Here is a 16,445-nt window from a genome sequence, read left to right on the forward strand (position 1 = left end):
AATGAACTTGTATAGAATCGCTACTTTTGAAATGGTAACGATTCTATACTTGCATTTGGAAAACACAACTTATTTTGATTACATAATTATCGGCGCGGGAGCTGCAGGCTTAATGCTTGCGGATGCCATGGTTAAAGATGATTTTTTTTCGAGTAAATCGATTTTGTTACTTGACAAGGATTCAAAATTATTAAACGACCGCACATGGTGCTTTTGGGAAAAAGGGGAAGGTAAATTTGACTCCATCGTTTCAAAAAAATGGGATCACATTTATTTTGCCGGACAAAAATTCACCAAAACGTATGCTATTGCCCCATATTCATACAAAATGGTCCGAGGAGTAGATTTTTACAAAACTTATTTGGGACGATTAAAAGACCACCCGAATCTTACTTTTCTTCAGGAAGCCGTTGTAAATGTTACTGATAATCACTCTTCCGTAACCGTAGAAACCACCAGCAACAACTATTCGGCAGCAAAAGTCTTCAATAGTATCTTCGACTACAAAATGGCGACCCACCAGAAAAAATATCCTGTGTTACAACAGCATTTTTTAGGATGGACCGTAAAGACCGAAAAACCTGTATTCGATCTAGATCAAGTTACATACATGGATTTTTCAATTCCACAAAAGGGAAACACCCGTTTCATGTACATTCTACCTTTTTCTAAAAAAGAAGCCTTAGTAGAATACACCCTCTTTTCCGCAGATCTTTTGCCGAAAAAAGCATATAAAAATGCTTTGGATACGTATGTAAAGAACGATTTACAATGTGGTGCTTATGAAATTACTGAAACGGAACAAGGCAGCATACCTATGACCAGTTATGATTTTAGCGAACATCATACAGAAAATATACGATACATTGGCACTGCTGGCGGCTGGGCAAAACCCAGTACAGGGTACACTTTTATGAGCACGGCCAAGAAAGTCCCTGTATTAATTGATTATCTAAAAACTGTAAAACCCTTAAACAAATTAAGCTTTAAAAATAGATTTTGGTTTTATGATCTGCTCTTTCTAGATGTATTGGATAAAAACAATCACCAAGGGCATCAAATTTTTGAATCGCTTTTTAACAAATGTGAGCCTCAATTGATTTTTAAATTTCTAGATGAAGAAACTAACATTTTAGAGGACCTAAAATTTATTTCTGCCTGCCCTACTATGCCTTTTACAAAAGCACTTTTAAACAGGTTTTTTTAAACTCTTCTGCGCATTAATCCTTCGCCAAAGTCATGTAGAATTTTCTTCTTATCCTCAGAAATATTTAGTGTTTTCAGTAATTCAAAAGCACGTTGTGTATAATCCTCAATTGCCTTTTGCGTATGTTTTGCAGAACCGCTTTCAACAAAAATCTCTTTTATTATTTCAATTTTAGCAGAAGGGTCTTTGGGCTGAATGGAATACATATCCAACAATTCTTTATTTTGCACAGAAGACCCCAGTTCTAAGGCATTCAAATACAAATACGTTTTTTTATTCTCAATGATATCACCGCCCACCTGCTTCCCAAAGGTTTTAGGGTCTCCAAACGCATCTAAATAATCATCTTGAAGTTGAAAAGCAATTCCTAAATTCAATCCAAAATTATAAATCTCCGTTTGCTCTTTTTCAGAAGCATTGGCAATAATAGCGCCCATTTGCAGAGCGGCAGCAACAAGAACCGCTGTTTTGTATTCAATCATTTTTAGATATTCCGGCAAAGTAACATCATCTCTTTCCTCAAAATCAATATCATATTGCTGACCTTCACAAACCTCCAGAGCCGTTTTACTAAAAAGTTTAGCTAAATTTTTAAAAGTTTCACCGTCATAGTTTTCAAATAACTGATATGCCGTAATAAGCATAGCATCTCCAGAAAGGATACCTGTATTAATATCCCATTTTTCATGAACTGTTGATTGCCCCCTACGCAAAGGTGCGTCATCCATAATATCATCATGAACCAAAGAGAAATTATGAAAAGTCTCTACCGCCAAAGCTGCGTCTAAAGCTTTCTTATAATCGGTTTCAAATATCTCGGCAGATAATAGGGTAAGAACCGGACGCAATCGTTTACCGCCCAACCCCAGTATATAAGTAATAGGGGCATATAGGTTTTCGGGCTCTTTTTTAATTGCCTTTTGCTCTAAAAACGAGATAAACTCAGAACGATAAAATTCGATGGAATGCATTCAAGAAAATTTTTTCAAAAATAAGACCAATTAAATAAACAAACTGTCTTTAACTCATTTTGTAAAAAAATAACTCGGAAAAAATGCAATAGATTTGAAAATCATCGTCTTTACTATCGAAGAATTGCTTCAAAAAGCCATTTAATGACTTCGGAAACCGAAAATTATAATAACCTAAAAACCTTCTTTGACGAAGAGTATCGTTCGCTAAAGGCTTATGCAAAATCTAGAATAGATGATGCAACCGATAGGGATGCAGATGATATTGTTCAAGACGTAGCGTTAAAGTTATTTTCCAGGTCAGACAGTGCATTACCCATTACAAACATTGCAGGGTTCGTATACCACTCTATTCGAAATAAAATTGTGGATTTAATGCGAACGGAAAAACCGGGAATAAGCCTAGAAGATGAAATTGAAAACAAATTGATAGAATTTTCCGAGCTGCTTTATGGTAAATCTGACAACTCATATTCCGATGAAATGACGAGCGAACTAAAAAAAGCCATTGCTAATCTAAAACCGAACTACCGCAATATTATTGCAGCTATTGATTTTGAAGGCTACACCTATCAAGAGTTATCTAACGAAAGCGGCATACCACAAGGCACATTAATGTCCAGAAGACATAGGGCCCTAGCTATACTTCTAAAAGAACTAGAAATAAAAAAACAAATAAGTAATTAAAAACATGTAATTATGGAAGAATATATAGAACATAAAGTAAAGAACAAGGCGGAAAAATACATAAAAAAAATTGTAAAGGTAATTTTCTACATCATAGCAGGTATAGCTTTTCTACTACTGTTTGCCTATATTTTTATGTATTTATGGAACTGGCTTATGCCCGAAATTTTTGGACTTACTACACTTACCTATTGGCAAGCCGCCGGCCTTCTCATCCTTTCTAAAATAATCTTTGGGAGTTTTAGCGAAGGTGGTGGTAGAAAAAAGAAGCACAAGAAGGGCCAATCTAAAAGGCCGTTCAATACAAAACGAAGAGGAATATGTGGCGATGATTTCTCTAAATGGAAACACTATGATGCATTCTGGAAAGACGAAGGTGAAAAAGCTTATGATAAATATGTAGAAGAAAAACGTAACGAAAAGAACGAATCATCGTCCTAACAATGTGTTAAATAATCGTAAAACTTTGGAAACTTTTTATGTTTTTAAAGTTTCCTAACTTATCTTTGCCCACTCTTATGAAAGAAAAAATTTTAGACAAGGCAACAGATATGTTCTTAACCTACGGGTTTAAGAGCGTTACAATGGATGATTTGGCCAATGAAATGGGTATATCCAAGAAAACGATATATACTCATTTTGAGAACAAAACGAAATTGGTGGAAAATTGTATGGACCACCTCTCGCAAAATATAATTACAGGAATCACCCAGATATGTGCGTTAAACAAAAACCCAATAGAAGAGATTTATGAGATAAAGAAATTTGTCATGGTAAACTTAAAGGACGAGAAATCATCTCCACAGTATCAATTACAAAAATATTACCCAAAAATTCACAAAACCATTACTCAACGTCAATTTGAGCATATGCAACAATGTGTGACGGATAACATACATAGAGGAGTAAACCAGGGCTACTACCGTGATAATTTAAATATTGGCTTTATCTCGCGCATATACTATTCTGGGGTTACAAGTATAAAAGACCCTCAACTTTTTCCTCTGGAAAAGTTTCCAATAAAACCCTTAATGGATGATTATCTAGAATACCATATTCGGGGTATTGTGACCCCAAAAGGAAGAAAAGTGTTAAATGAAATTATCAATTCAAATTACGAATAAATGAAAAACCTATTTATAACAACCATGGCCTTACTGACAACTGTGCTTGCAGTTGCCCAAGACCCGCCCGAAAAGACCTATAGTTTTACATTAGAAGAAGCCATTGCTTTTGCTCTTGAAAACAATTACAGCGCCATTAATGCTGAACGAGATTTAATAGATGCCCAAAAACAAAAATGGGAAACCATTGCAGATGGTCTACCACAAATTAATGGGTCTGTTAGTTATCAGAATCAATTAAAACAGCCTGTTACAGTAATTCCTGCTGAAATTTTTGGAGGTGCTCCGGGCACTTATGAAGAAGTTGTTTTTAGTCAAGCTCAATCAGCTACGGCAACGGCTACACTAACGCAAAAGATTTTTGATGGCTCATATATTGTTGGTGTCCAAGCAACAAAAGCATTCTTAAGTTATAGTGCCAATAATGACGAAAAAACGGACCAAGAGATTAGAAAATCTGTTGTTGAAGCTTATGGTAACGTATTGTTAGCGCAAGAAAGTGTGGCTATTTTAGAAAAAAATAAAGCCAACTTAGAGAAAAATCTTTTTGAAACCAACAAACTATTTGAAAATGGACTTGGTGACGAAGAAAGTGTTGAGCAATTACAAATTACACTGTCTTCTATAGAAAGTCAGTTAAAGAACACTATCCGACTTGAGAACATAACTCGTCAAATGCTGAACCTTGTTATGGGTATTGCTATTAATGCACCTACCAAATTAGAGGAAGATTTAGACAATCTTGCTACAGCCCAAATTGATTTTACTCTTATGGAGACAGATTTCAATATGGAGAATAATGTAGATTACAAGTTGGCCATAAATCAAACCGAACAAAGGTTCTTTGAATGGAAATTAGCGCGAAGTAGGGCTTTACCAACGTTAAGCACTTTCGTCAATTATGGCTCTTCAGCTTTCTCGGATGATTTTAGCTTCTTCAAAGGTGAACAAGACTGGTTTGACTCTTCTGTTTTAGGAGTTGACCTTACCATACCACTATTTAGCTCAGGGAAACGTTCCGCAAGTACGGCCAGGGCAAAAATCGCTATGGAAAAAGCCAAAACACAGCTTTCCGAAGCAGAAGAACAAATACGTCTTCAACTGGAAACAGCTAAAAGCAATTATATTCTTTCCATTGAAGAGTATGAGACAGCTAAGCAGAATCTAGGTTTGGCGGAGCGCATAGAAAACAAAAACCAGATTAAGTATAAAGAAGGTATTGCAAGTAGTTTTGATCTACGTCAGGCACAGACCCAACTTTATGATGCCCAACAAGGATATCTTCAATCAATGGTGGAAGTCATTAATAAAAAGACCGATTTAGAAGTCATTATAAACGAACCCAATTCCAATCTTAAGTAGTTAGGATAAATAACAAATAAACTTATTACGATGAAAAAAATACTATACTTAGCAACTACGGCTCTACTTTTTTCCGCTTGCGGCGAGAAGGAAGCATCTGTTAGCGACATCATTTCACAAGGAGATTTAGAAAGTATCCGTGCTAAAAAAAGTGAGCTTTCAGAACAACAAAAATCCATTGAAGCAGAACTACATAAGTTGGATTCTGTCATATCTACTATGAGCCGGGACGAAAAATTACCTTTAGTGACAACGGTAACGGCCAAGGCGGCACAGTTTGATCACTTTTTGGAACTTCAAGGAAATGTCAAAACAAAGCAGAATGTTCTTGTTTACCCAGAAATGTCAGGTACATTACAACGAGTTTATGTAAAAGAAGGCCAAAAAGTAAGTGCAGGTCAGATTCTTGCAACTATAGATGATGGCGGTATGAGCAGTCAGCTGTCTCAACTAAAAACTCAAGCCGCATTAAGCAAAACTACTTTTGAACGTAGAGAACGCCTGTGGGAACAAAAAATAGGCTCTGAAATAGAGTACTTATCCGCAAAAACCAATTATGAAGCTGCCGAAGATGCCATAAAGCAAGCAGAGAGCCAATTAGGAAAATCTACTATAAGAGCGCCTTTTTCAGGAATTATAGATGATGTAATCAAAGATCAAGGTACCGTTGTTTCACCTGGTCCTGGTTCGGAGGTTTTTCGTATTGTAAACCTCTCCGATATGTACATTGAGGTAGATGTTCCTGAAACCTATTTAGATGGTATTAAGGTTGGAAAAGAAGCTAAAGTATATTTTCCAGTACTAGGAGATACTATAACTACCAAAGTTAGACAGACCGGAAATTTCATTAACCCTAGCAATAGAGCCTTTACCATTGAAATTCCCGTTCCCAATAAAAAAGGAAATATAAAGCCCAACCTTACGGCAAAGGTGAACATTAACGATTATACAAGTGAGGATGCCATAGTTATTCCACAAAGTATTATATCAGAAAATGCAGAAGGAGACCAATATGTTTTTATTGCTGAATTAGACGGTGGTGAGAATGAAGCTATTCTGAAGAAAAGTATCATTCAAACCGGTAAAACGCAGGGTAGCCAGATTGAAGTACTATCAGGAATAAGTGATGGAGACCACATCATAGAAGAAGGTGCCAGAAGCGTTAAAGATGGCCAGAAGGTTCAAATTTTAAATGACGAGACCGATGAGCAGTAAACAGCAGAAAAACGCTAGTAAAGAGTTTAGCCTATCGTCCTGGGCTATAGACAACCCTTCCGTCATTTATGTCATGATTGCCATATTTTTATGGTTAGGGCTAAAATCGTATTTCGCGATGCCTCGTGAAGATTTTCCTGAGATTATAGAGACTAAAATCTACATCAGTACAATTTATCCAGGTAATACTGCGGAAGATGTAGAAAGACTACTTACGGACCCACTTGAAGATCGTTTAAAAAACGTAAGTAATGTAGTGGAAGTAACATCAACTTCACAAGAGGATTATTCAATTATTACTGTTGAGTTTGATGAGGAACTAACCGTTGAACAGGCTAAACAGAAAATAAAAGACGAAGTTGACAGCGAAAAGGCCAGCGAAGATTGGCCCACTTTCAACAATGCCAAAGTTGAACCTGATGTGTTTGACCTCAACCTTTCAGAATCGTTCCCTATTATGAACGTGAATTTCACAGGAGATTACCCTGTTGAAAAATTAAAGGAGTTTGCAGAATACCTACAAGATGAAATTGAAGACCTTCCGGAAATTAAAGAGGTAAGTATTCGTGGTGCTCAAGAAAAAGAGGTAGAGATTGCGGTAGATGTCTATAAGATGATGGCTTCCAAAGTGAGCTTTCAAGATATTATTAATGCCGTAGGCAATGGTAATTCTACCATGTCTGCGGGTAACATTCTATCCGGAGGTCAGCGGCGTACCATTCGCATATTAGGTGAGGTAAAAGACCCTAAAGAACTGAATGATTTTGTTGTTAAATCAGAAAACGGAGCGGTCTATTTAAAAGACATTGCCAAGGTTACTTTCTCCGAAGAAGAAAAAACCACTTTTGCCCGTGAATTTGGTACGAGTGTGGTCATGCTGGACATTAAAAAGCGTTCGGGAAAAAACATGATTGAAGCGACTACCAAAGTTAGGGAAATCGTAAAAAAGGAACAGGAAGCCTATTTCCCAGCAGATTTAAACATCACTATTGCTAATGATTCTTCGGGTAGAACCCTGAACCAGGTGGATGATCTCGTAAATAATATCATTTTTGGTATTATCCTGGTGGTTACGGTTCTTATGTTCTTTTTAGGATTTAGAAATGCCCTTTTTGTGGGCTTTGCCATTCCCATGTCCATGTTCATGTCATTTATGATATTGAACAATCTGGGCTACACACTTAATACCATGATTCTGTTTGGGATGATTATGGGTCTGGGTATGATGGTAGATAACGGTATTGTTGTTGTTGAGAATGTATACCGATTGATGAGTGAAGGAATGTCCCGTACCGAAGCAGCTAAAAAAGGTATTGGTGAAATTGCATTCCCAATTATCATTTCAACGCTCACTACAGTAGCGGCATTCGTGCCCTTAGGGTTATGGCCAGGCATTTTTGGGCAGTTCATGATTTACTTCCCCATTACCTTATCTGTAGTTCTTGGTTCATCGCTTTTTGTTGCAATTTTCATGAATTCTATGTTGGTTTCTCAGTTTATGGAAATTGGCGAAAAAGAACTAACCGTAAAGCAGTTAATTCGTATCAGTGCCATATTATGTGGTTTTGGGCTGTTTATTTTAATTTTTGGAGGAGCAATGAATGGCTTAGGGTCTGTAATGATTTTAACCGCTATCATGTTCTGGATATATAAATATGCTCTAAAAAAATGGGCCATTAGCTTCCAAAATGGTGCTATGGTTCGTTTTGAGAATTGGTATGAAAGACGAATTGCGCATTCACTTAGAGGTAAGAACGTGTATTGGTATTTTGGAATCACCTTCCTTTTATTAATTGGTGTTTTTATGGCTTTTAAAGCATCTTTGGATAGTGGCCGTACTAAAGTTGAGTTTTTCCCGGATAATAAACCTAATGAAATCTATGCCTATATTGAATATCCACAAGGAACAGCAATAGATAAGACCAATAAACTTACCAAAGAGATTGAAGCCAGGGTATTTGCCGTTGCCAATCAAGATAAGTACACAGATGGCGACTTTAATTATTTAGTAGAGTCTGCAGTCTCACAAGTTGGAGAAGGTGCAGGAAACCCTCAAACGGATGGTGGTTCTGCAGCAGAAATGCCACACCGTGGAAAAGTGACCGTATCTATGCGAGAGTATAAATATAGAGATGGGCGCGATACCGAAGTTCTTCGTGGAGAGATACAAGAAGCGCTTACCGGAATATACCCTGGTGTAGCCATTTCGGTAGAAAAAGAGGTCAACGGACCACCAGCTGGTTACCCTATTAATATAGAACTAGAGGGTAAAGACTATACTGAGTTGATCAACACCGCCGAAGACGTACGAAACTTCATTAATTCCAAAAATATTGCCGGTATTGAAGAACTGAAAATTGATGTAAACAAGAGCAAACCCTCAATGCAGGTTGTGGTTGACAGAGAGAAAGCTGGTGAACTTGGTGTTTCCGTAGGTCAAGTGGGACTACAATTAAGACGTTCGCTTTTCGGTGAAAAAGCAGGTGTATATAAGCTTGATGGAGATGATTACGACATCAACGTTCGTTTTAACGAAGATATTAGATATAACAAAAATGCCCTGTTCAATCAGAACATCATTTTTAGAGATCCCGCAAACGGCCAAATAAAGGAGATTCCTGTTTCGGCGGTAGCCAAACAACGAAATTCTTCAGGTTTTAGCGCCATCAAACACAAGGATAAGAAAAGAGTGGTAACCGTTTATTCTCAACTGAAACCTGGTTTTAGTGATGCGGGTGCAATTGTAGCGGAAATCCAAAAGGAGATGGATAACTTTAAAGCGCTTCCTGAGGATGTGAAAATCGACTTTACCGGTCAGATTGAAGAGCAAAACAAGCAAATGCAGTTCTTGGTAGGTGCATTCTTTTCTGGACTGGGATTAATTATGTTGATTTTGATTTTCCAATTCGGAGGTATTTCCAAGCCACTTATTATTATGATTGCTATCTTTTTAAGTTTTATAGGAGTATTTGGCGGATTGATTGCTACAGGATGGTCCTTTGTTATTATGATGACCATGATGGGTATTATTTCGCTTGCTGGTATTGTAGTGAACAATGGGGTGGTGCTATTGGATTATACACAGATTCTTATTGATCGAAAGAAAGTAGAATTGGGCCTAGATGATAAAGACCTCATTTCTCTGGAGGAAGTAACTGAAATTATCACTACGGGAGGAAAAGCTAGGTTACGCCCAGTAATTCTAACGGCTATTACCACGGTTCTAGGGCTAATTCCGTTGGCTATTGGTCTTAATATAGATTTCTTCTCTTTGTTCTCTGAGTTTGATCCAAAAATCTATATGGGAGGTGACAACGTTGTTTTCTGGGGACCATTAGCATGGACGGTTATTTTCGGATTGATTGTCGCAACTTTTTTAACTCTAATTATTGTACCGGTATTATTCAACATTACCTATAGAATAAAAATAGCGGTATGGGGAAGAAAAAAGGAACGACCAGGAACAGCTGAAAAAAGTTTAGAAGCATCTATTTAAAAACTGAGTTTTATTGCATAGAAAAACCCCGCCAATTGGCGGGGTTTTTAATTTGTATTATAGGACTTAAAGATTATTGATTCTCATTAGCAGGTACCGGTATAGCCGCAGGAACATTGTCCGTTGCTCTATCGTTAGGCAATTCAGCTAGCTTACCGAATCTTCTCATATCAATCCATCTGTGACCTTCGGCAAACAATGAATATCTTCTATTATATAGCAATTCATCTTCTAATGCTGCGGCTGTTGTAGCCCCTGAATAAGCCGGTAACCCAGCAGCAACTCTTAGAATATCCAAGGCCGCAACCGCTTCCATAGGATTCGTAGCCATATTAGCTTCAGCGTATAATAAAATAAGTTCCTCGTTTCTAACAATAGGCACATTATCCGTAAGGCTTGAATAAATAGCTACATCATGTGTACCCACAAGACCTGAAGCATCCCGATTTTCTTTTCTTTCCACAACTTTACTCAATCTACCGTCTCCAGCTTCTGCATCAGCTAAAAAACTAGAGTGCGCTACTCTAACATTCGCTTCTTGGTCTAACGCAATAAAAAGAGGGTTTGGAAGGTCAGCACCACTCAGGGAAAAAGTGTGATAAACCCCTTTTCTCAAATCTCCATCAAGTTCAAAAAACGAAGCCTCAAGAGCAGCCAAAACTGCTGGGTAATTGCCGCGATAAGCCTCTACCCTAGCCAACAAAGCACGGTTAAATTCCAACATATCCGAAGGCATTACCGCCATAACATCGCCAGTTACAGCATCGGTCTTTCTTAAATCGTTGAACCCAGATGGAATCCCGAAAGGAAAAGCATCTCCCCCTGCACTTAAATCCGTTGCGGCAGAGGCCAATAAATCAGCAATGCCCGCCAACGCTCCCGCTCTGTCTACAAAATCTCCAAGGCTCTCAGAATCGGTAACATCAACACGAATACCATTGTCATGTTGGTTGTTGCTCAACATTAATAACTCATGAGCTTTAAGTGTATTAATGGCTCCTCTAGTGGCAGATATCTCCGCATCAGAAAGGTCGGATGTAGTATTATCCAAACCTTCCAAAACCAAATTAGCATTCTTTATAGTCGCATATCTAGCACCCCAAGGAGTGGTTACGTAAAATGTATTGTTATTTAAGTTTCCAACCACAACATCTCCTTCATATCTTGGGTCAGAAGAGGTAAAGTAATAATACTCGCGACCTACAATACTCAGCACATCCGTATTTGTAGAAATACCCACACGCATATCCGAAAGTACTCCTGTTAGTGCCTGAGGCAACTCTCCCCTAGACAAATCATCAGATATTGATGATGTGCTTGCCCCATTTAAACTTTCACCACCATCTAGCTCACATGCTGTTACTAGAAAAATAGCCGCAATAATGGTTACTATTTTTAGTTGTTTTATAATTTTCATTTTGCTAATTTTTTTTAAATTAAAATTGCACGGATATATGCATCATGTACCTCTTAGATGAAGGAAACGGTGTTACCTCTACACCAGAAGAAAGACCCGTACCTCCAAAGTTTGACACCTCTGGGTCATAACTATTGTAATCAAAAATATTGATTAGGTTGTTACCCGAAAGGCCAACTTTTACTCCAGAAACAACCCCTTTAAACCATTGTTGAATATTCTTTTCCGGCACGGTATAATAGAACCCTAGTTCACGTAATCTAAGATAAGATGCATCCTCAACAAACGGAGTAGCGTTACCTGCGAAAATACCATTGTCCACACGATAAACCCCATTGGGGATTGTTCCATTTGGATCAATTGAAATTTCATCATAATCAGCACTAGTTCCTCCAAAATCAGATAACAATTTGGATAGGTTGATATTATCCCCTCCTTTTTTCCAGTGCCATAAAAACGATAGAGCAAAGTTTTTATACTTTAAACTATTGGTAAGCGATGTTTGAAAGTCCGGTGCGGCGTCTCCTAATTGTACTACGTCTCCATCTAAATTAGTACCTACAATTTGAGTTACACTCTCGCCTTCTTCAATTCTAAATGTACCTAATCCTGTACCGAACCCACCAGTATCATAAGCAGGAACATCCATACGGACCATTTCGGATACATTGGTCCACCAGTTTAAGGTTGCATCCCATGTAAAATCTTCTTTATCAATAATTGCTGCATTTAAAGCAACTTCAATACCATTATTCTCTAATTCACCTGCATTTTCCCATTTTGTAGAAAAACCAGAAGAAGGCTCTGTATTGGCCAAAAGCAACAAGTCATCAACATTCTTTTTATAATAGGTTAACTCTAAACCTAAACGGTTTTTGAACATTCCTAAATCAATACCTAATTCCAATTCCTTCTGTCTTTCAGGTAAAATATCAGGATTACCCTGTGTAGGTGGTACAATTATACCAACATTACCATCTATTAAAGTACTCTCATAAACCGTATACAGCGAACCAAATCTAGCAAAAGTACCAGCCTCACCATAAGCCGCCCTAAGCTTCAAACGATTTACTAACGCATCCTCACTCCAAAAATCAAAACTATTTAAGTTAATCGCCAAAGACGCCTTTGGATAAAAGAACAATTCATTAATATCTGAATTGTTCGTAGACTTATCTCCACGTACACCAATGGCTCCAATAAATTTATCTTGGTAATTAATAGTTTCTTGCACAAAAAATCCAAAATCTTCTTGCTCTAATCTTGTATGGTTTACCTTTTGATTAGCACTTTGATCCAGATTAGTTTCTGATGCAATTAAATCAGTAGCAACAACGCTTACCGTATTTCTGGAAAACTGTTCGTTGGTAACACCCGCTTGTGTGTTAAAGGACAAGTCGTTATCCGTGAAATAGTTATGTACTAAAAATCCTGAATAGTTAGCATTCTTATTATTCGTATTTGTAATACCTGACACCCCATTTACGCCTCCTTGGTCTGGACGCTGGAACTGAAGCTCTTTTGGAAAAATTACCTTAGCTTCCATATTATAAGTATCTACACCTACTCTTGCAATAAATTTAAGGCTTGAGTTATCTTTTCTATAAATATTTACATCCAGATTACCTCCTAAGATAAATCTATTTACGCGCTCATTATTCGTAAACAAATCTCTTGTTTGCAATGGATTAGATGAGTTGTTTGGGTGATCGGGATAGTTCCCGTTTTCATCAGGCTCAAGAAAATCCCAAGGACGTGTATTTGTCAGCGCTACACCAATGGTTGTACCCGTGTTATCATTATTAAAAAACCCTCTATCCGCAGAAGAACTTATATAATTGGTGTTAAGCCCTAGTTTAATATTTTCATTAAACTTATGCTCCATGTTTAATCTAAACGAGCTCTTTTTATAGCCGGTATTTTTAACAATCCCATCCTCATCATTATTTGAAATACCCGCATAAAAAGTTGTTTTGTCTCCACCACCTGAGACGCTAACATTAGTATTAGAAATAAGACCTTCTTCACCAAATATTTCTTTCTCATAATCTCTAAGCTTCCCAGCTGATGCAGCAGCAGCATAAAGTGCGCCTTCACCATATTGTTCTTCTGCCAATGCTTCCGACCAATCTCGTTGGCCCTGTAGTCTAATAACTTTATTGAAACCAAAACCTTGAGACAAACTCACCTTTGTTTTACCAGATTTACCCTTTTTGGTCGTAATTATAACAACCCCTGCAGCACCTCTAGAACCATAAATTGCAGCAGCAGAAGCACCTTTAAGTATTTCTATATTTGCAATATCATCCGGGTTCAAATCTGCAATTCTATTAGTAGCATTATCTTGATTAGAAGAACTACCTCCCGCAGCGGCACCAGAAACATCATTAAGACCTCCAGAGGCTACACTACTGTTATCAACATAAACACCATCCACAATATAAAGTGGCTGTGAATTTCCATTAATGGAAGTAATACCTCTAAACTTTATAGACATACCACCACCCGGCGCACCAGAATTAGCACTTACTACAGCACCAGTAAATTTACCCGCTAAAGCACCGTCTAAAGTTTTTGGCGGTGTTACCCCAGCAAGCTCTGCAGCAGAAACTGTTGCCACCGCATTAGCTAAGTTTTTTCTTTTCACCGTGGTTGCTAAACCAGAGACTACAACTTCTTCCAACCCCATTGCCGATTCTTCAAGAACCATATTTAATGAAGAAGCACTTGTTACTTTAGCTTCTCTTGAGGCATAACCCAATGAAGAAAATACTAGTGTAACCGGAAAACCATCTACAGAAATCTCATAGTTACCGTCAAAATCAGATGTTGTTCCGTTTGTTGTTCCTTTTACTACTATACTCGCACCTGGAAGTGGCAAATCAGTAGCGTCTGTTATGTTTCCTGTAATCGTGCCTTGAGCAAATACCGTGATTGGTAAAGTCAAAAACGCAAGGAAATACAACTTTCTCAGTAAAGTTTGTTTCATTTTCAAAGTTTTGAATTAGTTATTTTAAAAGCAAGATAACCAAGAATTGTTACAAATCTAAAATATGTGTTAAATTTTAGCATTTAGCCGGGTCATTTCTTACATATTAATTAAGAATAACGATTGGCGGAATTTTTTAGCCGATACCATCATAACTTCTTACATTTGCCCTTTAAACCTATCTAATAATGTACAGAAGCCATACTTGCGGAGAATTACGTGAATCGCACATCGAAACAAAAGTAACCCTATCCGGATGGGTACAAAAAACCCGTGATAAAGGTTTTGTGGTCTGGGTAGACCTTCGTGATCGCTATGGTATTACCCAATTAGTTTTTGATGAAGACCGTACCTCTTCAAAATTATTAGAACAGGCAAGACATTTAGGTAGAGAATTTGTTGTGCAAGTAACGGGAGAAGTCATTGAAAGGTCTTCAAAAAACCCAAATCTTGCTACTGGAAACATTGAAGTTTTAGTAGACGAAGTCGTTATTTTAAACGAATCCAAAACACCTCCTTTTACCATTGAAAATGAAACAGACGGTGGTGAAGACCTTAGAATGAAATATCGGTATTTAGATATTCGTAGAAACCCAGTAAAGAACAATCTTATTTTTAGAAGTAAGGTTTCCATGGAAGTACGAAAGTATCTTAGTGACCAAAATTTTATCGAAGTTGAAACTCCGTATCTTATAAAATCTACTCCCGAAGGAGCTCGTGATTTTGTTGTACCGAGCCGTATGAATGAAGGTCAGTTCTACGCTTTACCACAATCTCCACAAACTTTTAAGCAATTGCTTATGGTTGGTGGTATGGATAAATACTTTCAGATTGTAAAATGCTTCCGTGATGAAGACCTAAGAGCGGACAGACAACCAGAGTTCACCCAGATTGACTGTGAGATGGCTTTTGTGGAACAGGAAGATATTCTTGATGCTTTTGAAGGTCTTACCAAACATTTACTAAAAGAAATAAAAGGTGTTGAAATATCTGCTTTCCCTAGGATCACTTATGATGATGCCATGCGTATCTACGGAAACGACAAACCGGATATTCGTTTCGGGATGGAATTTGGCGAACTTAATGCAGTAGCCCAGCATAAAGAATTTGGTGTCTTCAACTCCGCAGAATTGGTAGTTGGTATCGCGGTTCCTGGTGGAGCAAGTTATACGCGTAAGGAATTAGATGCCTTAGTAAATTGGGTGAAAAGACCTCAAGTTGGTGCTAAAGGAATGGTCTATGCAAAATACAATGAAGACGGAAGTTTTAAATCTACCGTGGACAAATTTTACGATCAAGAAGACCTAGCCAAATGGGCAGAAGCTACAGAGGCCAAACCCGGAGATTTAATTTGTGTGCTTTCCGGTGATGCCAACAAGACCAGAGCTCAATTGAGTGCGCTTAGAATGGAACTTGCCGAAAGACTAGGTTTAAGAAAAGCAGATGAATTCGCTCCGTTATGGGTAATTGATTTTCCTTTGTTGGAACTTGATGAAGAAACCGGGAACTATCATGCCATGCACCACCCATTTACCTCTCCAAAACCAGGTCAATTAGAATTACTGGAAACCGACCCGGGAGCTGTACGTGCCAATGCCTATGATTTGGTATTGAACGGTAACGAAATAGGGGGCGGTTCTATTCGTATTCACGATAAAGAGGTACAGAGCGTAATGTTCAAGCACCTAGGATTTACTCCCGAAGAAGCACAAGAACAATTTGGCTTTCTTATGGATGCTTTTCAATATGGAGCACCACCACATGGCGGCATAGCTTTTGGTTTAGACCGATTGGTATCTATTCTTGGTGGTCAAGAAACGATTAGGGACTTTATTGCCTTCCCAAAGAACAACAGTGGACGCGATGTTATGATAGATGCACCTGCAGCCATTGACCAAGAACAACTTAGAGAACTAAATCTAAAACTGGATATTAAAGCTTAGAAAGCTAATCCCGCTTAACAGCGGGATTTTTTTT

11 protein-coding genes are annotated in these 16,445 nt (G+C 37.8%); 8 read left to right on the forward strand and 3 right to left on the reverse strand.

From position 1 onward, the window contains the following. Window position 1 precedes the first annotated feature (1 nt). Window positions 2-1,207 carry a lycopene cyclase family protein gene (locus IWC72_RS05055; protein WP_226979494.1) on the forward strand — a complete coding sequence of 402 codons (1,206 nt, stop codon included), beginning with the start codon at window positions 2-4 and terminating at the stop codon, window positions 1,205-1,207. On the opposite strand, the gene IWC72_RS05060 is transcribed toward IWC72_RS05055, so the two are convergent. Next, window positions 1,204-2,178, reverse strand: coding sequence for a polyprenyl synthetase family protein (locus IWC72_RS05060; RefSeq protein WP_194525132.1), 975 nt, complete (start codon window positions 2,176-2,178; stop codon window positions 1,204-1,206). The genes IWC72_RS05055 and IWC72_RS05060 overlap by 4 nt on opposite strands. Before the next feature lie 144 nt (window positions 2,179-2,322). Between IWC72_RS05060 and IWC72_RS05065 the strand changes: the two genes are divergently transcribed. The 6 genes from IWC72_RS05065 (at window position 2,323) to IWC72_RS05090 (ending at window position 10,062) form a co-directional block, all read left to right on the forward strand. Further along, entirely contained in the window at window positions 2,323-2,865 is a 543-nt protein-coding gene (locus IWC72_RS05065; RefSeq protein WP_194529040.1) for an RNA polymerase sigma factor, read from the forward strand. Window positions 2,866-2,877: 12 nt separating this feature from the next. Next, entirely contained in the window at window positions 2,878-3,306 is a 429-nt protein-coding gene (locus tag IWC72_RS05070; protein ID WP_194529041.1) for a hypothetical protein, read from the forward strand. Window positions 3,307-3,383: 77 nt separating this feature from the next. Further along, the gene (locus IWC72_RS05075) at window positions 3,384-3,989 is read left to right on the forward strand and encodes a TetR/AcrR family transcriptional regulator (protein ID WP_194525135.1); all 606 of its coding nucleotides are present in this window, start codon (window positions 3,384-3,386) and stop codon (window positions 3,987-3,989) included. Continuing rightward, window positions 3,990-5,351 carry a TolC family protein gene (locus IWC72_RS05080; protein ID WP_194529042.1) on the forward strand — a complete coding sequence of 454 codons (1,362 nt, stop codon included), beginning with the start codon at window positions 3,990-3,992 and terminating at the stop codon, window positions 5,349-5,351. It abuts the gene before it with no gap. 30 nt (window positions 5,352-5,381) lie between these two features. Next, on the forward strand, window positions 5,382-6,566 hold the full coding sequence (locus IWC72_RS05085; protein WP_194529043.1) for an efflux RND transporter periplasmic adaptor subunit: 1,185 nt from the start codon (window positions 5,382-5,384) through the stop codon (window positions 6,564-6,566). Further along, entirely contained in the window at window positions 6,556-10,062 is a 3,507-nt protein-coding gene (locus tag IWC72_RS05090) for an efflux RND transporter permease subunit (RefSeq protein ID WP_194529044.1), read from the forward strand. Before IWC72_RS05085 ends, IWC72_RS05090 begins: the two co-directional genes overlap by 11 nt. 73 nt (window positions 10,063-10,135) lie before the next feature. On the opposite strand, the gene IWC72_RS05095 is transcribed toward IWC72_RS05090, so the two are convergent. Both IWC72_RS05095 and IWC72_RS05100 read right to left on the reverse strand, forming a co-directional pair. After that, window positions 10,136-11,479: a RagB/SusD family nutrient uptake outer membrane protein gene (locus IWC72_RS05095; RefSeq protein WP_194529045.1), complete on the reverse strand. Its 1,344-nt coding sequence runs from the start codon at window positions 11,477-11,479 to the stop codon at window positions 10,136-10,138. Between the two features lie 19 nt (window positions 11,480-11,498). Then, on the reverse strand, window positions 11,499-14,468 hold the full coding sequence (locus IWC72_RS05100; protein ID WP_194529046.1) for a SusC/RagA family TonB-linked outer membrane protein: 2,970 nt from the start codon (window positions 14,466-14,468) through the stop codon (window positions 11,499-11,501). 188 nt (window positions 14,469-14,656) lie between these two features. Between IWC72_RS05100 and aspS the strand changes: the two genes are divergently transcribed. Next, the gene (gene aspS, locus IWC72_RS05105; RefSeq protein WP_194525141.1) at window positions 14,657-16,411 is read left to right on the forward strand and encodes an aspartate--tRNA ligase; all 1,755 of its coding nucleotides are present in this window, start codon (window positions 14,657-14,659) and stop codon (window positions 16,409-16,411) included. Window positions 16,412-16,445: the final 34 nt, after the last annotated feature.

The organism is Zobellia roscoffensis (assembly GCF_015330165.1).
In the GTDB taxonomy this organism is placed as follows: Bacteria; Bacteroidota; Bacteroidia; order Flavobacteriales; family Flavobacteriaceae; genus Zobellia; species Zobellia roscoffensis.